General features: G+C 73.9%; 20 protein-coding genes and 3 pseudogenes. 9 read left to right on the top strand and 14 right to left on the bottom strand.

Annotated elements, in window-relative coordinates:
* Positions 1–247 precede the first annotated feature (247 nt).
* Complete coding sequence (locus KME75_RS17090) at positions 248–1,219, top strand: 4-(cytidine 5'-diphospho)-2-C-methyl-D-erythritol kinase (protein WP_219415822.1); 972 nt, start codon at positions 248–250, stop codon at positions 1,217–1,219.
* Between the two features lie 20 nt (positions 1,220–1,239).
* Entirely contained in the window at positions 1,240–3,027 is a 1,788-nt protein-coding gene (locus KME75_RS17085) for an ABC-F family ATP-binding cassette domain-containing protein (protein WP_219415821.1), read from the top strand.
* Positions 3,028–3,039: 12 nt separating this feature from the next.
* On the opposite strand, the gene KME75_RS17080 is transcribed toward KME75_RS17085, so the two are convergent.
* Complete coding sequence (locus KME75_RS17080) at positions 3,040–3,321, bottom strand: STAS domain-containing protein (protein WP_219415820.1); 282 nt, start codon at positions 3,319–3,321, stop codon at positions 3,040–3,042.
* Positions 3,322–3,462: 141 nt separating this feature from the next.
* Between KME75_RS17080 and KME75_RS45950 the strand changes: the two genes are divergently transcribed.
* Positions 3,463–3,999 carry a glycosyltransferase family 39 protein gene (locus KME75_RS45950; RefSeq protein WP_308282844.1) on the top strand — a complete coding sequence of 179 codons (537 nt, stop codon included), beginning with the start codon at positions 3,463–3,465 and terminating at the stop codon, positions 3,997–3,999.
* Complete coding sequence (locus KME75_RS17075; RefSeq protein ID WP_308282843.1) at positions 3,972–4,952, top strand: glycosyl transferase, family 39; 981 nt, start codon at positions 3,972–3,974, stop codon at positions 4,950–4,952. The genes KME75_RS45950 and KME75_RS17075 overlap by 28 nt, the downstream gene beginning before the upstream one ends.
* A 12-nt stretch (positions 4,953–4,964) precedes the next feature.
* On the opposite strand, the gene KME75_RS17070 is transcribed toward KME75_RS17075, so the two are convergent.
* Positions 4,965–5,405 carry a nuclear transport factor 2 family protein gene (locus KME75_RS17070; protein WP_219415819.1) on the bottom strand — a complete coding sequence of 147 codons (441 nt, stop codon included), beginning with the start codon at positions 5,403–5,405 and terminating at the stop codon, positions 4,965–4,967.
* A gap of 69 nt (positions 5,406–5,474) precedes the next feature.
* Here KME75_RS17070 and KME75_RS17065 point away from each other — a divergent pair, with 69 nt between their 5' ends.
* Positions 5,475–6,077: a TetR/AcrR family transcriptional regulator gene (locus KME75_RS17065; protein ID WP_219415818.1), complete on the top strand. Its 603-nt coding sequence runs from the start codon at positions 5,475–5,477 to the stop codon at positions 6,075–6,077.
* Between the two features lie 162 nt (positions 6,078–6,239).
* On the opposite strand, the gene KME75_RS17060 is transcribed toward KME75_RS17065, so the two are convergent.
* The 3 genes and pseudogenes from KME75_RS17060 to KME75_RS17050 form a co-directional block, all read right to left on the bottom strand.
* Entirely contained in the window at positions 6,240–6,338 is a 99-nt protein-coding gene (locus KME75_RS17060; protein ID WP_372452612.1) for a helix-turn-helix domain-containing protein, read from the bottom strand.
* 106 nt (positions 6,339–6,444) lie between these two features.
* Positions 6,445–6,723: pseudogene (locus KME75_RS17055) on the bottom strand (ATP-binding cassette domain-containing protein); the annotation flags it as partial.
* A 98-nt stretch (positions 6,724–6,821) separates the two neighbouring features.
* Positions 6,822–7,352: a CGNR zinc finger domain-containing protein gene (locus KME75_RS17050; RefSeq protein WP_219415817.1), complete on the bottom strand. Its 531-nt coding sequence runs from the start codon at positions 7,350–7,352 to the stop codon at positions 6,822–6,824.
* On the opposite strand from KME75_RS17050, the pseudogene KME75_RS46800 reads away from it, so the two are divergent.
* From KME75_RS46800 to KME75_RS17030, 4 genes and pseudogenes are all read left to right on the top strand, one after another.
* Positions 7,338–7,790: pseudogene (locus KME75_RS46800) on the top strand (EamA family transporter); the annotation flags it as partial. The gene KME75_RS17050 and the pseudogene KME75_RS46800 sit on opposite strands and share 15 nt — an antisense overlap.
* Positions 7,791–8,145: 355 nt before the next feature.
* Entirely contained in the window at positions 8,146–8,343 is a 198-nt protein-coding gene (locus tag KME75_RS17040; RefSeq protein ID WP_219415816.1) for a hypothetical protein, read from the top strand.
* 37 nt (positions 8,344–8,380) lie between these two features.
* Positions 8,381–9,361 carry an ATP-binding cassette domain-containing protein gene (locus KME75_RS17035; RefSeq protein WP_219415815.1) on the top strand — a complete coding sequence of 327 codons (981 nt, stop codon included), beginning with the start codon at positions 8,381–8,383 and terminating at the stop codon, positions 9,359–9,361.
* The gene (locus KME75_RS17030; RefSeq protein ID WP_219415814.1) at positions 9,358–10,191 is read left to right on the top strand and encodes an ABC transporter permease; all 834 of its coding nucleotides are present in this window, start codon (positions 9,358–9,360) and stop codon (positions 10,189–10,191) included. Before KME75_RS17035 ends, KME75_RS17030 begins: the two co-directional genes overlap by 4 nt.
* Here KME75_RS17030 and KME75_RS17025 read toward each other — a convergent pair.
* From KME75_RS17025 to KME75_RS16985, 9 genes and pseudogenes are all read right to left on the bottom strand, one after another.
* Positions 10,173–13,277: an ATP-binding protein gene (locus KME75_RS17025; RefSeq protein ID WP_219415813.1), complete on the bottom strand. Its 3,105-nt coding sequence runs from the start codon at positions 13,275–13,277 to the stop codon at positions 10,173–10,175. The genes KME75_RS17030 and KME75_RS17025 overlap by 19 nt on opposite strands.
* Before the next feature lie 35 nt (positions 13,278–13,312).
* Entirely contained in the window at positions 13,313–13,756 is a 444-nt protein-coding gene (locus tag KME75_RS17020) for a hypothetical protein (RefSeq protein WP_219415812.1), read from the bottom strand.
* Positions 13,756–13,875: pseudogene (locus tag KME75_RS45015) on the bottom strand (PadR family transcriptional regulator); the annotation flags it as partial. The gene KME75_RS17020 and the pseudogene KME75_RS45015, both read right to left, overlap by 1 nt.
* Before the next feature lie 17 nt (positions 13,876–13,892).
* Positions 13,893–14,894 (bottom strand): glycine betaine ABC transporter substrate-binding protein, encoded by a 1,002-nt coding sequence (locus tag KME75_RS17010; RefSeq protein ID WP_219415811.1) that lies wholly within the window; start codon positions 14,892–14,894, stop codon positions 13,893–13,895.
* Positions 14,895–14,918: 24 nt separating this feature from the next.
* Positions 14,919–15,638, bottom strand: coding sequence for an ABC transporter permease (locus tag KME75_RS17005; RefSeq protein WP_308282842.1), 720 nt, complete (start codon positions 15,636–15,638; stop codon positions 14,919–14,921).
* A gap of 75 nt (positions 15,639–15,713) precedes the next feature.
* Positions 15,714–16,901 carry an ABC transporter ATP-binding protein gene (locus KME75_RS17000; RefSeq protein ID WP_308282841.1) on the bottom strand — a complete coding sequence of 396 codons (1,188 nt, stop codon included), beginning with the start codon at positions 16,899–16,901 and terminating at the stop codon, positions 15,714–15,716.
* Complete coding sequence (locus tag KME75_RS16995; protein WP_219415809.1) at positions 16,894–17,541, bottom strand: ABC transporter permease; 648 nt, start codon at positions 17,539–17,541, stop codon at positions 16,894–16,896. The genes KME75_RS17000 and KME75_RS16995 overlap by 8 nt, the downstream gene beginning before the upstream one ends.
* 36 nt (positions 17,542–17,577) lie before the next feature.
* Positions 17,578–18,486 carry an alpha/beta hydrolase gene (locus KME75_RS16990; RefSeq protein ID WP_219415808.1) on the bottom strand — a complete coding sequence of 303 codons (909 nt, stop codon included), beginning with the start codon at positions 18,484–18,486 and terminating at the stop codon, positions 17,578–17,580.
* Between the two features lie 39 nt (positions 18,487–18,525).
* A complete protein-coding gene (locus KME75_RS16985) occupies positions 18,526–19,347 on the bottom strand; it encodes an IclR family transcriptional regulator (protein ID WP_219415807.1) in 822 nt (273 codons plus the stop codon).

Below are 19,347 nucleotides of genomic sequence, written 5' to 3'. Positions count from 1 at the left end.
CTCGCCCGCGGCGGCCGAGGAGGCGCTGCGCGCCGCCGGCGTCGACCCGCTCGCCCGCGCGGAGACCCTGGCGGTGACCGACTTCGCAAGGATCGCCGCCGCCCGCCGATGAGCTCATGCTCCCCTTCTCGGCGCATGCGCCCCGTCGACGGGGCGCATCGGCCGAATCGGGGGGCATGAGCGAGGTGGGGCGCCGACGCGCCCGTGCGCGAGTCACGCCGGCCGCGGACGCACGTAGGGTTGTCTGGTGCTCGCCGCCGTTCCGCCCCCGGTCACCGTGCGCGTGCCGGCAAAGATCAACCTGCATCTTGCCGTCGGTGCGCTGCGCGAGGACGGGTTCCACGACCTCGTCACGGTGTTCCACGCGGTGAGCCTGTTCGACGAAGTGTCGGTCGCCCTCAGCGAGGCGCCGGGCATCGAGGTGCACGGCGAGGGCGTGTCCGAGGTGCCCGCCGACGAGACGAACCTCGCGTGGCGGGCCGTCCAGCTGCTCGCCGAGCGCGCCGACCGCGACCCCGACGTGCGGCTCGTGCTGCGCAAGGGCATTCCGGTCGCCGGCGGGATGGCGGGCGGCAGTGCCGACGCGGCCGCCGCGCTCGTCGGCCTGTCGGCGCTGTGGAAGCTCGACCTCTCCCGCGACGATCTGTCCGAGCTCGCCGCCGAGCTGGGCAGCGACGTCACGTTCGCGCTCTACGGCGGCACCGCGGTCGGCACCGGCCGCGGTGAGCGGATCGTCCCGGTGCTCTCGAGGCACCCGCAGCACTGGGTGATCGCGCTGCACCGCGGTGGCCTGTCCACCCCAGCCGTGTTCCGCGAGCTCGACCGGCTCCGCGGCGACAGCACCCCACTGGAGCGCCCGGTCGAGCCGGTGCTGGAGGCGCTCGCGGGCGGCGACCCGAACCAACTCGCCCTGAGCCTGGGCAACGACCTGCAGGCCGCGGCCGTCAGCATGGTTCCGGAACTGCGGCGCACGCTGCGGGCCGGGGTCGCCGCCGGGGCGCTGGCCGGGCTCGTGTCCGGCTCGGGCCCGACGTGCGCGTTCCTGTGCTCGAGCGCGGAGGCGGCGATCGACGTGGCCACCGAGCTCGCCGGGGTGGGGGTGTGCCGCACGGTCCGCGTGGCGCACGGCCCGGTGCCCGGTGCCCGCGTGGTCGACCAGCACGAGCCACCCGGCGTCCCGCCCGTCCCGCCCACCTCGTGGCCGCCGGTGCGCGCCTGATGGCCGCTCAGAAGGGATCCATGCAGAACCTCGTCAACCTCGAGTCCGTCACGGCGCACGTCCCCGGCGACGCGTCGCGGGTGCTGCTCGACGCGGTGTCGCTCGGCGTCGAGCGCGGCGAGCGGGTGGGCGTCGTCGGGCTCAACGGCGGCGGGAAGACCACCCTCCTCGACATCATCACCGGCGAGCGCGAGCCCGACGGCGGCCGCGTCAGCCGGGTGGGCGGGCTGCGGCTCGCGCACCTCGCGCAGGGCGACGTGCTGCCGAAGGACGCCCGCGTCCGCGACGTCGTGCTCGCGGCCTGGGAGGGCGCGGCCGAGCACGAGTGGGCGGCGGACGCCAAGGTCCGTGACGTCCTCGAAGGGCTCGGCATCGGCGACCTGGACCGGCCGATCGAGGGGCTGTCCGGCGGGGAGAAGCGCCGGGTCGCGCTGGCGGCCGCGCTCGTCGGCGACCCCGACCTCGTCGTGCTCGACGAGCCCACCAACCACCTCGACGTCGAAGGCATCGGCTGGCTCGCGCAGCACCTGCTCGCCCGACGCTGCGGGGTCGTGGTCGTCACGCACGACCGCTGGTTCCTCGACGCGATCTGCACCCGTACCTGGGAGGTCGCGGGTGGGCGCGTGGAGAGCTACCTCGGCGGCTACGCCGACTGGGTCTACGCCCGTGCGGAGCGCGCCCGGCAGGCCGACGCCGCTGAGGCCCGCAGGCAGAACCTCGCGCGCAAGGAGCTGGCCTGGCTGCGCCGCGGCGCCCCCGCGCGCACGTCCAAGCCGCGGTTCCGGATCGAGGCCGCCGAGGCCCTGATCGCCGACGTGCCGCCGCCGCGCAACACGGTGGAGCTGCTCGGCTTCGCCACCAACCGGCTCGGCAGGACGGTGCTGGAGCTGGAGGACGTCACCGCGGTCGTGGCCGGGCGCACCCTGCTCGACCGCGTGACGTGGCGGATCGGACCCGGCGACCGCATCGGGATCGTCGGCGTCAACGGCTCGGGCAAGACCACCCTGCTGCGCACCCTCACCGGGGAGCGGCCGGTCGACGGCGGCCACGTCGTGCGCGGCACCACCGTGCAGCTCGCGGAGCTCACGCAGGAGCTGGTCGACCTGCCGCGGGACATGCGCGTTCTGGAGGCCACCGAGCAGGTCGCGAAGTACGTGCGGCTCGGGAAGCTGGAGCTCACGGCGTCGTCGGTGCTGGAGCGGCTGGGCTTCCCGGCGTCGCGGCAGTGGACGCCGGTGGGTGACCTGTCCGGCGGCGAGCGGCGCAGGCTGCAGCTCACCCGCCTGCTGATGGCCGAACCGAACGTCCTGCTGCTCGACGAGCCCACCAACGACCTGGACGTCGACACGCTCGCCCGCCTGGAGGACCTGCTCGACGGCTGGCCCGGCACGCTCATCGTGGTCAGCCACGACCGGTATCTGGTGGAGCGGGCGTGCGACACCGTCGTCGCGCTGCTCGGCGACGGGAAGATCACCCACCTGCCCGGCGGCATCGAGGAGTACCTGGAGCGGCGGGCGCGCGACGGCCAGATCGCCCCCGGGCTGGCCGCGACCCCGGCGCCCGCCGTCACCCGGCCGAAGACGTCCAATGCCGCGGAGCAGCGTGCCGCCCGCAAGGAGGCTGCCCGGCTGGAACGGCGGATGGAGACGCTGTCGGCCAAGGAGGAGAAGCTGCACGCGCAGCTCGCCGAGGCCGCCACCGACCCGGAGCGACTGATGGAGCTCGACCGCGAGCTCAAGGCGGTCGTCGCCGAGCGGGAGGCCGTGGAGCTGGACTGGTTGGCCGCCGCGGAGCTCGCCGAGGGCTGAGCCCGGCATCGGCTACGCCGGATGCGCGGGCCCGACGATCGTGAAGCTGTGCAGCAGGTCGTGCTCGGCCATCACCCGCTGCACCGTGGCACTGGGCGCCACCCGCAGGGAGATCGACCGGCCGCGGCAGATCCGGGCCACCCGCGCGAGGGGGTCGAGCGCGTCCGTATCGAACACGGACACGCCCGAGAGGTCGAGTACCACGACGCCGATCTCGTCGTCGAGGGCGCCCGCGACCGTGAGCACCGTCTGCCGGTGGACGGCCGCCGCCACGGGGGACTTCGCAGGGTTCATGCGAAGAGACTTGCCGCGCCGGTCCGTCCCGGAATCGGGTATCCCCCTGAGCTCGACCCTGAGATCACCCGTGAGGGGTGGATCCCTGGATCAGCCGATCGACGGACTCGGCGCGTCCCGAGCGCTTCTAGCGTCGGCGACATGGTTACCGGGGAAGCTCTCACGCGATCAGCGCCGCGCGCGCCCGCTCTGCCCACGTTCGCGCGCGGGCCCGTCCTGCTCGTGGCCGCGGCCGTGGGGGTACTGCTCACCGCGGTGAGCGGTCGGTACGGCTACTTCGGTGACGAGCTGTACTTCATCGCGGCCGGCAACCACCTGGACTGGGGCTACGCCGACCAGCCGCCGCTGGTGCCGTTGATCGCGCTGGCGATGGACGCGATCGCGCACGGTTCGGTAGCGGCGCTGCGGGTCCCGGCAACGCTGGCGACCATGGCCGGGGTCGTGCTCACGGCCCTGCTGACGCGCGAGTTCGGGGGCGGGCGGCGGGCTCAGCTCGTCGCGGCGGGTGCGTTCGCGGTGTCGCCGACGTTCCTCGCTACCGGGCACTTGCTGGCCACGTCCACGCTCGACCCGCCGCTGTGGATCGCCCTGACCTGGCTGCTCGTGCGGTGGGTCCGCACCCGCGCCGACGGTGCGCTGCTCGCGCGGGCGTGGTCACCGCGGCGGCGTTGCAGGTGAAGTTCCTCGTCGTGGGGTTCTGGGCCGTGGCGCTCGCCGCGGTGCTGGTGGCCGGCCCGCGGGAGATGCTGCGCCGGCCTGCGCTGTGGGCGGGCGGCGCGATCGCGGTGCTCGCGACCGTTCCGACGCTGCTGTGGCAGGCCGACAACGGATGGCCGCAGCTGGAGATGGGCCGAGTGGTCGCCGCGGAGAGCGTCTACGCGGGCGGGATGATCGGTTTCCTCCCGCTGGCGGTGTTCCTGACCGGGCTGCTGATCGGGTCGGTGCTCGCCGTGCACGGGACCGCGGCGCTGCTGCGTGACCGGGCGTACCGCTTCCTCGGGCTCACCGTGCTGGGTGTGGTGGTGCTGTTCCTCGTCACCGGCGGGCGCCCGTACTACGTCGCCGGGCTGTTCCCGCTGGTCTGGGCGGCGTCGGCGACCGCGATCGAGCGCCGCAGGCCCGCGGTGTGGTGGCGCTGGGTACCGACGTGGCCGGTGTACGCGCTGAGCACGCTCGTCGTGCTCGGGGTGCTGCACGTGCTGCCGATCAAGCCCGTGAGCGCGCACGCCGACCAGCCGCTGCAGATCGGCAACTTCCAGCGCGACGAGATCGGCTGGCCGGAGATGGTCGAGGACGTCGTGGCCGCGCACCGGGCCGCGCCGCCCGGAACCGTCGTCGTGGCGGGCAGCTACTGGACGGTGTCGGCGATCCAGCAGTACGCCCCCGACCTGCCGTCCTACAGCCCGCACCGCGGCGCCGCGTTCTTCGGGGCCCCGCCCGAGGACTCGGGAGCGGTGCTGCTGGTGGGCGACCCGTCGCCGCTGGTCCCGGCGTTCACCTCGGTGCGGCAGGTCGGCGCGCTCGGTAACGGCCAGCGCGTCGCGAACCTCACGCAGGGAACGCCGATCTTCCTGCTGGAGGGGCGGACGCGGCCGTGGGCCGAGCTGTGGCGGGAGACCCGCTCGATGTGAGCACCGCGCGACTCACGCGACGGTGAGGGCGGCCGCCAGATCCCGGGTGCGGCCCAGTAGGCGCGCCATGGCGATCGGGTCCATGTAGTCGTCGTAGCTGACGATCTCGCCGTCGCGCACGCGGATCACGCCGAGCGCGCGGAAGCGGTAGGGCCCGTCGATGCCGTGGGAGTGCCCGTGGTGCTCGATCTCCGCGACGACGACCTCCGGATCGTCGGTCTCCCGGACGACGGCGTCGACCCCGGCCATCTCCAGCATCCCGCGGCTGGTCGTGGCCGCCGCCTCGTGGAAGGCGCGGATGGCGTCACGGCCGTTCAGCTCGCGCGGCATCCCGGGCGGGGCGAACGGATACCGGAGAACGCCGTCGGCGGCGAAGAGGTCGGCGAACACGACCCCCTCCCCGGCGACCATGCGACGGACCTGCTCGACGACCTCACGGGGAGTGCGGCTCATGGTGCCCTCCTAGAATCGGAACGGTGACCCCGTTTCGACGATACGGAACGCTCGCCCCGGTTGGCAACCATGCCTGACCGGCCCCTGCGCGCCGACGCCCGCCGCAACCGCGACCGCGTGCTCGCCGCCGCCCGCGCGGCGTTCGGGGAGTCCGGCTACGGCGTGCCGCTCGACGAGATCGCCGCCAGGGCCGGGGTGGGGCCGGGGACCGTCTACCGGCATTTCCCGACCAAGGAGGCCCTGTTCGAGGCCGTCGCGCTCACCCGCGTGCAGGACCTCGTGGCCGACGTCCGGGAGCGCGCGGCCGCCGCCGACGTCGGTGCGGCCTTCGACGGCTTCCTGACCCGCCTCGCCGAGGAGGCGGTGGTCAAGCGCGACCTGCCCGACGCGCTCGCCGGCACCGGTGCCACCGGGATGGCCGAGACCGTCGCGGACCTGCACGAGGCGCTCGGTGCACTGCTCGACCGGGCCCAGCAGGCCGGCGCGGTGCGGCCGGACATCGGCGTGGCCGACCTCGTGGCGCTGTTCAAGGGCCTGCTGCATGTCGTGCGCGAGAGCGACGACCCCGGCCTGCACGGGCGCGTCCTGGCCGTGCTGCGCGACGGGCTGCGCCGACCATCGGAGGCGAGGATCCGACTTTCGACCGATACGCAGCGGGCGTCCGGTCGCTAGCGTTGTCGTCGTGCGGTCGGGTCGGGGGACCCGAGGGGAGCCCGCACCGGGGAATGACCGGCCCGCCGTCGCTCGACGGAGGCGACGGGCCGGTCGCCCGGATCGCGCGAACGGTAGCTTCGTATGAACGCACTGGCCGAACGGCCCGTTCCCGCAATTGGTTCAGAGTCTCAGCAGGCCGCGTTCCAGGGCCGCCGTCACCGCAGCGGTCCGGTCGTCTACGCCGAGCTTGCCGAACACGTGCACGAGGCGTGTCTTCACCGTCGCCTCGGAGATCGACAGCGAGCGGGCGATCGCGCGGTTGGTGAGCCGGGTCGGTGTGGCGGCGGTAGGCCGAGGTGAAGACCGCCATCGCCTCCTTCACCGTCATCCGGTTCGGCAGCGCGGCCTGCTGCAGCTGGATGCCGACGCGGTGGCGCACCTCGTCGGGATCGGTGGCCGGATCGAACCCCAGCACGCGGACCGTGCCGGAGTCGGGGCGGCGCAGCCCGGCGACGCACTCGACGGTGGTGGTCTTGCCGGCCCCGTTCGGGTCGAGCACGCCGAACACCTCGCCACGGCGCACCCGCAGCGAGAGGCCGGCCACGGCGACCGTGCCGCCGTAGGTCTTGCGCAGATCGTCGATCGCGACGACATCCGGGTCCATGCCTCGAGCCTCGCGGGCGCGAAGCTCGTTTCCATCGCTCGTGCCATCGGCGGCGGATCAACCGTTCGATGGAGCGCGGCCGGGGGCGGTGGCCGCGGTCAGGCCTTCCGGGCCCGGTAGGCGGCGACGGCGACCCGGTTGCCGCACGTGGTGCTGCAGAAGCGGCGGGAGCGGTTGCGCGACAGATCGACGACGATGCCGGCGCAGGACTCGTGGGCGCACACGGACAGGCGGCTCATCTCGTCGGCGCGGATCACGTCGGCCATCGCCACGGCGGTCTCGACCGCGATGCGGTCGGCGAGGGGTGCGGCGGAGTCGATGGTGTGCAGGTGGTAGTCCCAGCCGTCGTGGCGCACCAGCCGAGGGCTCGCGTCGTGGTCGGCGAGCATCCGGTTGACGATCTCCGCAGCGCGGTCGCGGTCACTGGTGAGGAGCTCGCGCAGGGGGCGGCGGAGCGCGCGGACCGACTCGAGCTCCGCCGAGTCGTGCGCTCGGGACCCGGCGTACCCGTGCTCGACGTAGAAGGCCTCGAGCTGCGCGAGCATCGTCATCGTGTCCGGCTCCTCCGCGGAGTTCACGAGCGCGACGGCCGCCAGCAGCGCCGCGTTGGTGTCATGCGCGAAAGTCATGTTGACAGCTTACATGGGCCTCCGCGCCGGCGGTCGCCTCCGTCCGGGCTGGGCTTCGCCGTGCTGTCCGCGTCGTCGTTCGGTCTGTCGGGCTCGCTGGCCCGCGGGCTCATGGACACCGGCTGGTCGGCCGCAGCGGCCGTCGCCGTGCGCATCCTGCTGGCCGCCGTCGTCCTCGCGCCGATCGCGGTCGTCCAGCTCCGCGGCCGCTGGCGGCTCGTGCGCCGCAACCTCCCGTTGATCACGACCTACGGGCTGCTCGCCGTGGCGGGCTGCCAGTTCGCCTACTTCAACGCCGTGGCGCACATGCAGGTCGGGGTTGCGCTGCTGATCGAGTACACCGCACCGGTCGCCGTGGTCGGGTGGCTGTGGCTCCGCCACGGTCAGCGCCCCGGCGGGTTGATCGTTCTCGGAGCGCTGATCGGGGCGACGGGGCTGGTGCTCGTCCTCGACCTGGTTGCCGGGACCCAGGTGAGCGCGGTCGGCATCGCCTGGGCGCTGGCCGCGATGGTGGGAGCGGCGTCCTACTTCGTGCTGTCCTCGCAGGAGGACAACGGGTTGCCGGCCACCGTGCTCGCGGCGGGCGGACTGCTGCTCGGCGGGGTCGCCCTGCTCCTCGTCGGTCTGCTGGGTCTCACACCGCTCGCCGTGTCGACCGACCGCGTCGCGTTCGCCGGGTTCGACCTGCCGTGGTGGGGCCCGGTACTGGCACTCGGCCTCGTCACCGCGGCCCTCGCCTACGTCACCGGGATCGCCGCCACCCGGCGGCTCGGCTCCCCGGCTCGCGTCCTTCGTGGCGCTGCTCGAGGTGCTCGCGGCGCTGGCCTTCGCATGGCTGCTGCTCGACGAGGCTCCGCGCGCGGTCCAGCTCGTCGGGGGCGCACTGATCCTCACCGGCGTCGTGCTGGTGAAGCTCGGCGACGGGCGGCGCACGGCCGGCCCGCCCCCCGAGCTCGGCGTCCCCGCGGTCAGCACGACGTCAGCGCGCTGACCGCCGACTGTCAGCGCCGCCCGGCAGCGTCGGGGGCATGGAATCCGTCATCCAGGTCGAGGGCCTGGTCAAGAACTTCGGGACGACGCGGGCGCTGGCCGGCGTCGACCTCGCCGCCCGGCCGGGGGCAGTCCTCGGGCTGCTGGGGCCCAACGGCTCCGGCAAGACCACCACCGTGCGGGTGCTCGCCACGCTGCTGCGTCCCGACGCCGGGCGGGCGCGCGTGCTGGGGCACGACGTCGTGGCGGACCCGGCGGCGGTACGCCGCCGGATCGGCCTCACCGAGCAGTACGCCGCCGTGGACGAGGCGCTCTCGGGCACCGACAACCTCGTGCTGGTCGGACGGCTGCTGGACATGCCCCGCCGGGCCGCCCGCGTCCGCGCCGCCGAGCTCGTGGAGCAGTTCGGGCTCGTGGAGGCGGCCGGGCGGCGGGTGCGCACCTACTCGGGCGGGATGCGGCGCAGGCTGGACCTCGCCGTGAGCCTCATCGGGCGCCCCGACGTGCTGTTCCTCGACGAGCCCACCACCGGTCTCGACCCGCGGCACCGCAACGAGGTGTGGGACGCCGTGCGCCGGCTCGCCGCCGACGGCGTGACCGTGCTCCTCACCACCCAGTACCTGGAGGAGGCCGACCAGCTCGCCGACGACCTCGTCGTGCTCGACCGCGGCCGCGTGATCGCCGGGGGCACGCCCGCGTCGCTCAAGGCCGATGTCGGCGGGCAGCGACTGCACGTGCGGCCGCTGCACCGCGCCGATCTGCCGCGGGTCGCGACCCTGGTCGCCGCGCTGACCGCCGGGGCGGAGCCCGCGATCGACCCGGGCGGCGAGGTGATCGCGCCCGCGCAGCATCCCGGCCTGTTGCACCGCGTCGGCGCGCGCCTCGACGAGGCCGGCATCCCCGTCGCCGAGCTCGGCCTGCGACTGCCCAGCCTCGACGACGTCTTCCTGACCCTGACCGGGCGCTCGGCCGCCGACGCCGAGGACGCCGCCGAGAGCCCCTCCGAGGAGGCCGCGTGAGCACCGCCACTGCCGCCCGCCCGACCGCCGTCCCGCCCCCAGGGCCGCCCGCCGAGCGCACCCGTGGCAGCGGCCCGGCCGTGCTGCGGCACGGCCGCACGCTGGCGTGGCGGGGCATCGTCAAGACGATCCACTCCCCGGAGGCGCTGCTCGACGTCACCCTGCAGCCGGTCGTCTTCCTGCTGCTGTTCGTCTACGTCTTCGGTGGCGCGATCGCCGGCGATCCGACCGCCTATCTGCAGTTCGCGCTGCCCGGGGTGCTCGTGCAGACCGTCGTGTTCGCCTCGGCGGGCACCGGCGTTGGGCTGGCCGACGACCTGCACACGGGGATCTTCGACCGGTTCCGCAGCCTGCCGATCCCGCGCTCGGCCCCGCTGCTGGGGGCGATCGTCGCCGACCTTGCGCGGTACCTGACCTCCGGGGTGATCATGCTCGTCCTGGGGGTCGTGCTCGGCTTCCGCGTCGGCACCGGGCCGCTCGCCGTCGTGGCCGCGCTGGGCCTGGTGATGGCGTTCGCCTTCGCGCTCTGCTGGGTGTTCACCGCGCTCGCGATGGTGGTGCGGCAGCCGCGGTCCGTGCAGGGCCTGAGTGCGCTGATCATGCTGCCGCTGACGTTCGGGAGCAACGTCTTCGTGCCCGCCGAGACGATGCCGTCCTGGCTGCGGGGGTTCGTGGAGCTCAACCCGGTGTCCGCGGTGGCCGGCGCGGTCCGCGGGCTGCTCACCGGCGGGCCAGTCGCCGGCCCGGTCACGACCGGGCTGCTCGCGGCGGCCGTGGTCGTGGCGGTGTTCGCCCCGCTCGCCGTGGCGCTCTACCGGCGGCGGACGTAGTCGCGCAGCAGGGCGAGCCCGTCGCCTCGCGGCAGCTCGCGGCCCCGCCGCACCGATCGCTCGTAGGCGTCCGGGCCGATGGCGTCCCGGGCGGCGGCGTGGGCGGCGAGCACCTCGGGGTCGCCGCGGTCGACGGCCCCGCGCTGGGCGGCCGCGACCCCGAGCAGCTCCGCCGCGCACGCGGGGTCGTTCGCTTCCAGTGCGAACCGCGCCGCCAAGTCGGCCACGGCGGCCGCCACCGGCCCGTCCTGCGCCTCCATGGCGTGGTCGACCGCGGCGGTGAGCGCAGCCCCGGCCGCGCCCCGGTCGCCTGCCGCGAGCTCGACGGCGGCCAGTGCGGCGGCGTGCACCGCCGCGCGCTGGGCCAGGGCGATCCCGTCCGCCGAGGCGTCCTCCGCCGCGACGGCGAGGTGGGCGCGCGCGGCGTCGAGGTCGCCCGCCAGCCGTTCGACGTGGGCCAGCGCGATCCCGGTGAACATGCCGCTCGTGAACGGCCCGCGGCCGACCTCGGTGGCGCGGTCCAGCAGGGCCCGCGCCACCGCGAGATCGCCGTGCCGGGCGGCGAGCATCGCCCGCCTGGTCAAGAACCGCGGTAGGTCGTCGTCGTTCGCCAGCTCCGTGGCCAGGGTGATGGCCTCGTCGTACGCACGGGCGGCGGCGTCGTGCCTGCCCGCGATGTCCTCGAGCTCGCCGAGGGCGTGCACGACCATGCCCAGCCCGAAGCGGTCACCGGTGCTGGTGAACAGCGCGTGGGCCGCCCGGACGTGTTCCCGCTGCTCGTCGATGCGGCCGTCGTTCTCCGCGAGCTGGGCCACCAGCTGCAGGGCGATCGCCCGGACCCACGGGTCGGAGGACTCCGCGGCGAGGCGGCGGAGCGGGCCGTCGTCGGATGCGTTGAACATCCGGTACGCCGGCGCCAGCAGCTCCAGCACGGGGTTCGGCGGCCGGGGCAGGTCGGCGGCCATCGCGACCGCGGCGTCGGCGTGGCGCTGGGCGCCCGCGACATCGCCGCGTCCGACGTGCACCAGTGAGAGGTAGGCCGTGGTGACGGCCTGGTGCGCGGGCACCGCCGAGCCGTCGAGGACGTGGACGGCCTCGATCCAGCGGGTCGCCTCGCCCAGCTGCCCGCGGATCACCCACGACCAGGCCATCCCCGCCACCAGGCGGTGCGCCGTTCCCCCGTCGCCCGCACGGACCGCGCGGTGCAGCGCCACGGCGATCTCGTCGGACTCCGCCCGCAGCCTGCCCAGCCAGTGCAGCTGGTCGGCACCGCGGAGCCGGGGCTCGGCCGCCTCGACCAACTCCAGCACCACGGCGGCGTGCGCCGCCTCCGCCGCGGCGCGCTCGCCCGCCTCGTCGAGCCGCTCGCCCGCGTACGCGCGGATCGTCTCCAGCATCCGGTACCGCGTCGGCGCCCCGTCCGGCTGCGGGACCGCGACGACCAGCGACTTGTCGACGAGCGCCGCCAGCAGGTCGAGCACGTCCTCGCCTCCGTCGAGCCCGCAGACGGGCTCCGCCGCCGCGAGCGTCGCGCCGCCCGCGAAGACCGCCAGCCGCCGGGCGACCGCACGCTCCGGCTCCGCGAGCAGGTCCCAGCTCCAGTCGACGACGGCCCGGAGCGTCTGGTGCCGTGGCAGCGCGGTGCGCGCGCCGGAGGTGAGCAGCCGGAACCGGTCGTCGAGCCGCTCGTCGATCTCGGTGGGGCTCAGCGTCCGCAACCGCGCCGCGGCCAGCTCGATCGGCAGCGGCTGCCCGTCCAGCCTGCGGCAGATCTCCGCGACGGCCGGGGCGACGTCCGGGGTGAGCGCGAACCCGGGACGCACGGCCGCACCGCGGTCGGCGAACAGCCGCACGGCGTCGGCCTCGGGCAGGGCGCCGACCGGGTGCAGCACCTCGCCGGGCACGCCCAGCGGTTCGCGGCTCGTGGCCAGCACGCGCAGCTGCGGGCAGGCGTGCAGCAGCGTCTCGGCGAGCCGCGCGACGTCGTCGACGAGGTGCTCGCAGTTGTCGAGCACGAGCACGAGGCGGCGCCCGGCCAGCGCGGTGACGAGCCGTGCGCTGGGGTCCTGCTCCGTCTCGTCGTGGACGCGCAGCAGCAGCTCGGGCCCGCCGACGGCCGCGAGCACGGCGCTCGGGAGCTGCTCGGGGTCGGTGAGGGCGGCGAGTTCGGCGACGCGGTGGTCGCGGTCCGCTGTCGTCTCCCGGGCGAGCCGCGTCTTGCCTGCACCGCCGGGGCCGGTCAGCGTGACGAGCCGGGTCGTGTCGAGCAGGCCGCGGATCCGCTCGACGTCCCGGGTGCGCCCCACGAAGCTCGTCAGCGGGGGTGCGGGGGGAGGTTGCGGGTCCCGTCGCGCCGGGGCCGCATCGCCGCGCAGGACGGCCTGCTGTGCTGCCCGGAGCTCGCCGCCGGGGTCGACGCCGAGCTCCTCGGCGAGCCGGGACCGGGTCCGGTCGAGCACGGCGAGGGCGTCGGCCCGCCTGCCGGTGGCGTGCAGGCCGCGGGCCAGGAGCGCGGCCGTGGTCTCGCGCAGCGGGTGGGCGGCGAGCTGGTCGCGCAGCGCGTCGAGGCCGGCGGTGGGATCGCCGAGCCGGAGTGCGAGCCGGGCCCGCTCCTCGACGGCGATGGCCCGGCGTTCGTCGAGCCGGTGCGCGGCTGGTTCGGCGAACGGGAGGGCCCGCACGTCGGCGAGCGCCGGGCCGCGCCACAGCCCGAGCGCCTCCGTGAGCAGCGCCGGGGCGGCCGCGGGCGCGGCCGCGGCGCTCGTCGTGACCAGGCCGGTGAACCGCAGCGCGTCGACCGCGTCCGGGTCCACCGCGAGTCGGTAGCCCGCGGCGGTCGTCTCGACCCGCTCGGTACCGATCGCCCGGCGCAGCCGCGAGACCAGCGCCTGCAGTGCGTTGCCGGGCTCGTCCGGCGCCGCGGCGCCCCACAGGTCGTCGACGAGCGCGCGCAGCCCGACCGGATGGCCCGCGTCGAGCGCGAGCCGGGCCAGCAGGCCGCGTAGGCGCAGGCCGCCGAGCGGCAGCGGACCGTCGCCCGCGCCGTCCGGCCGCACCTCGACGGCGCCGAGCAGAGTGATCCGCACGCGCCCAGTCTGCCCGGCGGGCCCGGGGTGCCGCGCTAGGTGAGGGTCAGGATCCGTCGCCCCTGCTCGATCGCTGCCCACCCCTCGGCCGGCTCGTCGCCCCACCAGCCGCGGCCGGACGCGTCCTCCCACGGGAGATCGTCCGGGGCGTCATGGAGATTGTGGAAGATCGTCGAGGCCATCGCCGCGGAGTCGGACGGGGGATCCGAGGACATGGGGTCGACGTCGAGGTGCCCGATGCGGACTCCGAGCGAGCTGCTTTCCAAGTGGTAGCGGACATGCAGTACGAGGTCGGTGGTCAGCCACACCTCGTCGACGCGTGGGCCGAACGGGGAACGGTCGGCGAGATCCCGCACTCGTCCCGCGACGTCGACCGCCCAATCCTCGTCGAGGATGGAGAACCGGATGGGCTCACGACGTGGTCCAGGTCCCGAACCGCGGTTGAGTGTCAAGGTCGCCCGTTCCTTCGTCGATGTCACGGCGCCACCTTCGCCCACGCGTCGGCGCGCCAGCTCAGCAGCTCGCGGCGCACCTGGTAGCCGTGCGCCCGCCCGAGCCCGTGGACGACCCCGAGCACGAGCAGGCGCGTGGCGGTCACCGCACGAGGGTAGGACGTCAGCCGATGAAGCCGTTGTCCCGCAGGAACCGCGCGGCTGCCTCTTCCGCCGTCCGGCCTTCGAGGTCGACCATCCCGTTCAGCTCGATCATCGTGTCCTCGTCGAGCTTCTCGCCGAGCGCCATCGCGATGTCTCCGAGCTCGGGATGCTCCTGGTAGACCTCCTCGCGCGTGGTGAGCGCGGCGAGCTGGGTGAGGAAGAAGTTCTTGTCGTCCTCGATGACCGTGAGGTCCAGCGACTTGATCCGGGCGTCGGTCGTGAAGACCTCGGCGAAGTTGCAGGGGCTGCCCTTGGCGACGTTGACGAAGTTCAGGGCGAAGTCGTTCTGGTACACCTGGGGCGGCGGGAAGTGCGCGTCGTAGGCGTCCTGCATCGCGAGGAACTCGCGGTCGAGGAACTCCGCGGCACCACAGAACGTCGCCTCGTCCTCGTTCGCGGCGATGAAGCCCGAGAGATCCGAGAGCTTGTCGACGGACGCGAGCGGCTCGGGTGCGTCGCTGCGCCGGGCGATCGCGTACTGGTTGCCGAACTCCGCCGGGCCGAGCCACCGGATCCCGTTCTGCTGCAGGTCCTCGTTCGCCGTGGCCTCGAACTGCTGCTGCTCGTCGGGCAGGGTGTCGGTGTGCTGCAGGAAGAGTGACCAGCCGGTCCCGGAGTACTCCCAGTACATGTCGACCTCGCCGGTCTCCAAGGCGGTCCGGACGATGTTCGTGCCCGCCAAGCCGGTCTGGTCGGTCACGGTGGCCCCCGCCGCCTGCAGCGCCATGATCGTGATCTTGCCGAGGATGACGCTCTCGGTGAACTCCTTCGAGCCGACGGTGAACTCGGCCCCCTGCAGGTCGAAGTCGGCCGCCAGCGAGCCGCCGGCGAGCTGTTCCGGGGTCGGGGCGCCCTCACCGGCGTCGGCCGTGCCGCAGCCGAGGAGCACGAGCGGGAACAGCATGAGCAGCGCGACCAGGCGCCGGGTGGAGCGCGCGGGGTGGGTCGGGCGGATGTACATGAGCGTCCCTCCTGGCGGCGGCATCTACAGACCCCGCGGCCGCAGGTAGTCCTCGGCGAGGCCGGCCAGCCAGTCGATGAACAGGGCCAGCACGGCGACCAGCACGCTGCCGGTGACGAGCACGACGGTCTTGTTCGACGCGATGCCACGTGAGATGACGTCGCCGAGCCCGCCGGCGCCGACGAACGTGGCCAGCGCGACGGTCCCGGTGGTGATGACGAGCGCCGTGCGGATCCCGGCGAGGATCACCGGCACCGCGAGGGGCAGCTCGATCATCCGCAGCACGGCACCGCGGGACATCCCCATGCCGCGCGCGGCCTCGATGACCGCGGAGTCGACCTGTTGGAGCCCGACGATGGTGTTGCGCAGCACCGGCAGGATCCCGTACAGGACGAACGCGATCACGGCGATGACGTCCACGCTCAACGCGACGGCCGCGACGGCGAACAGCACCAGCAACCCGATCGACGGCACGGCCTGCCCGATGTTGGCCACCGCGAGCACCGGGGCATTGAGCCTGCGGGCGCCCGGGCGGGTCAGCAGGATGCCGAGCGGCACCGCGATCAGGAGTACCAGTGCCGCGACGATCGCGGTGAGCTCCACGTGCTTCAGCGTGCGGCTGAGGATGTACTCGGCGTTGAGGCTCTGCTGCTCGATGCGGTCCAAGGTCTGCGAGGACACGTAGGCGTACAGCCCGGCCAGCACCAGCCCCAGCGCGACCGGGGTCCCGACGATGCGCAGCACGGGCAGCAGGCGAGGCGCTGCGCGTGCCGTCCCGGTCCGCACCGGCCGGTGCGGCGGGAGGTGCCTGCACGGACATCAGCGCCGCGCCCCCTCACGCTGTGTGGACCGGCGCTGTGGATATCGCCGCTCGGGTGCGTCGCCCCGGTCGTCCTCGCTGTGCATGAGCAGCTGCAGCGTCTCCATGGTCAGCACGCCGCGGTAGCGGCCGGCGTCGTCCACCACGAGGGTGGCCGAGGAGTGGGAGCCGAGCATCCGGTTGAGCGCGTCGTACAGGGTGTCACCCGGGCCGACGGGGTTGAGGATCGGCAGGCCGCGGTGCAGTACCTCGGCGTCGCTCGCGCCGATGTCGCGGGGGATCCAGCCCAGCGGGCGCTGGTCGTCGTCCACGAGCACCGCGTAGTCGCGCTCGGAGCGACGGACCGCGGCGAGCGTCGCGTCGGGGTCGGCGCCTGCGGTCACCGTGTCCCACCGCTCCACGGGAGCATCGCTCGCCGAGGTGAGGGAGAGCCGCTTGATCAGCGCGCCGCCGCCGACGAAGTCGGCCACGAACTCGTCGGCCGGGTCGGTGAGGATCGCGGCGGGCGTGTCGTACTGGGCGACCACCGCGCCCTCCCGGAGGATCGCGATCCGGTCGCCCATCTTGATCGCCTCGTCGACGTCGTGGGTGACGAACACGATGGTCTTGCGGATGTCGCGCTGCACCTGGAGGAACTCGTCCTGCAGGCTGGTGCGGGTGAGCGGGTCGATGGCACCGAACGGCTCGTCCATCAGCATCACGGACGGATCGGCGCCCAGCGCCCGCGCCACCCCGACCCGCTGCTGCTGGCCCCCGGAGAGCTGCTTGGGGAAGCGGTGCCGGTAGGTCCCGGGGTCGAGCCGCACCAGCGTGAGCAGCTCGTCGACCCGTTCGTCGATCCGCGTACGGGACCAGCCGAGCATCTTCGGGACGGTCGCGATGTTCTGCGCGATCGTCATGTGCGGGAACAGGCCCACCTGCTGGATCGCGTAGCCGATGCGGCGCCGCAGCCGGTCGGCGTCGACGGTGGTGACGTCCTCGCCCTCCAGGAAGATGCGGCCCGAGGTCGGCTCGATGATGCGGTTGATCAGCTTCATCGTCGTCGTCTTGCCGCAGCCGGACGGCCCGACGAACACGACGATCTCGCCCTCGGCGATGTCGAGGGACAGGTTCGTCACGGCGGCGTGGTCCTGGCCCGGGTAGGTCTTGGTGAGCTCCTCGAGCCGGATCATCGGGGTGTCAGTCACGGATACCTCTCGAGATGCTGAGTCGGTTCAGAGCGACGTAACCGAGGTCGAACAGGATGGCGAGCACGACGATCCCGACGATCCCCTCGATCGCGAGGTACGTTCCGAACGGCGTGCCCGCCTTGGCCAGCCCGTTGAGGATGAGCGTGCCCAGACCGGGGCCGTTCACGGCGGCCGCGATGGCAGCGATGCCCAGGAGCAGCTGGGTGGCCACCCGCATGCCGGTGATGATGACGGGCCAGGCCAGCGGCAGGTCGATCAGGAGCAGTCTGCGTCGCGCCGGCATGCCCATCGCCCGCGCCGATTCGGCCACTGCCGGGTCCACGCTGCGCAGCCCCACCACCGCGTTGCGGATGATCGGCAGCAGCGCGTAGAGCGTGAGCGCGACCACCGCAGGCGCGTTGCCGAGCCCCAGCGGGGCGATGAGCAGGCCGAACAGCGCGTAGGACGGGATGGTCAGGAAGACCCCGGCCACCCCGATGACCGCGGTGCGCCCCATCTGGTGGCGGTAGGTCAGAACCGCGAGGGGCACGGCGATCGCGGTGGCCAGCGCGAGCGCCACCACGACCAGCACGACGTGCGCCACCGCGGCGTCCACGACGTCACGCCAGTTCCCCGCGGCGAACTCGAAGAATCCCACGTGGCTCACTCCCTTCGGCGGGCCGGGCGTGCGAGATCAGTGCGCGGCGGCGGCGAAGGCGTCGCCGAGGAACTCCTTGAGGATCTCCACGACCTGCTTGAAGGTCGGGTCGTCGTCGAACATCCACTCGGTGTGCCCGCGCCCCGGGAGCATCTCCAGCCGCTTGGGCTCGGCCGCGTGGTCGTACATCGACTGCGCCTCCAGCGGCTTGTGCAGCTCGTTCTCGGCGCCGTGCACGATCAGCAGTGGGCGCGGGGCGACCCGCGCCACCATCCGCTCGGGGCTGAAGCGCAGCAGGAAGTCCGCGGACTCCAGCGTGACGCCGGAGCCGAACCCCGGGGCCTTGTACAGCTCCTCGCCGACGTAGTCGTCGGTCCGGTCGTCCAGGTTGAGGCGCACGATGTCCCACGGGTCGGCGATCTCGGAACGGCCGATCTCGGTACGGCGGACCCGGTCGGCCTCGATGCGTTCCACGAGGCTGTTCCACGACTGCTCGTCGTGCATGTTCCGCGTGGAGCGGGTGCCGTCGGCGATGCCGTTGAGGCACGCCACGGCCCGCACCCGCGGGTCCTCGGCGGCCTCGGCGACGACGACCCCGCCGCCCAGGCCCCAGCCCACCAGCGCCAGCCGCGAGGCGTCGACGGTGTCCACACCGGACAGCCGGTCCACGCCGGCCCGGACGTCCTCGACCCACTCCTGCGGGACCAGCCGGCCGCGCTCGCCCTCGCTGAGGCCGAAGCCCCGGTAGTCGAAGGCCAGCACCGCGTACCCGAGCGGGTTGAGGGCGCGGGCGAACCGCTCGGGGTGGATCACCTTCTGCCCCTGGTAGCCGGAGCAGGCGACGACCACGGGGTAGGGCGCACCCGTCCCGCCGTCGTCGGGAAGGTGCAGGTCGGCGTCGAGCCGGCAGCCGCTGCTGAAGAAGGGAAGGGGGGTGGCAGGCACAACTGTCTCCTGGTTTCGTGCGGTGGGAGGGACGGCCCGCTATCCGGCGCGGTGGTCCCGCCCGTGCTGGGGGTCGAACGGTGCTGACGTGCCGGCCGGGGCGGCCAGCAGCCGGGACAGGTGGTCGGCCGCGGCCTTGACCTGCCGGCCCGCGGCGTTCAGGCCCTTGCCGAGCCGGAACTTCGGGGCGGAGATGTTGACGGCGGCGACGATCCGCCTGCGGGCGTCGAGCACCGGGGCGGCGGCGGCCACCAGGCCGGGCTCGAACTCCTCGTCGGTGAGGACGTATCCGCGCAGGCGCGCCTGGTGCAGCCGGGCGAGCAGGTCGTCGACGTCGCGGGGCGCGCCGGGGCCGGATGCCACGAACTGCACGTCGGCCAGCAGCTCCCGCACCTCGTGGTCGGAGTGCTGCATCAGCAGCGCCCGCCCCGACGACGTGGAGTTCACCGGCGAGCAGCGGCCGACCCAGTCGGCCACCTGGATGCGGGCGGACGGCTGTTCGGACAGCACCGTCATCACGTGGTCGCCCTGCAGGACGGTCAGGTGGGCGCGTTCGCCGAGCCGGGCCACCAACGTGCGCAGCACGGCCGGGGCGACCGCGGTGAGGCGCTGGTTGCCGGCACTCTCGGCCAACGTGAACAGGCGCCAGCCGAGCCGGTAACCCAGGGTCTCCGGGTCCCGGTCGACCAGGCCGGCCTCGGCCAGGGTCTTCAGCGTGCGGGACACCTGGCTCTTCTCGCGGTCAACCATCCTGGCCACCTCCCCGACACCGCAGCCGCGCTGCGTCGTGCCGGCGGGGGAACCGAGTGCGATCAGGATGTCGATCGCCCGGTTCAGGCTGGTCGAGCCTTCGTTGGCCAT

The sequence above is a fragment of the Pseudonocardia nigra genome (genome assembly GCF_019396355.1).
In the GTDB taxonomy this organism is placed as follows: Bacteria; Actinomycetota; Actinomycetes; order Mycobacteriales; family Pseudonocardiaceae; genus Pseudonocardia; species Pseudonocardia nigra.
Note: the sequence above shows the minus strand (reverse complement) of the source record. Positions and strands in the feature narration are given on the sequence as shown.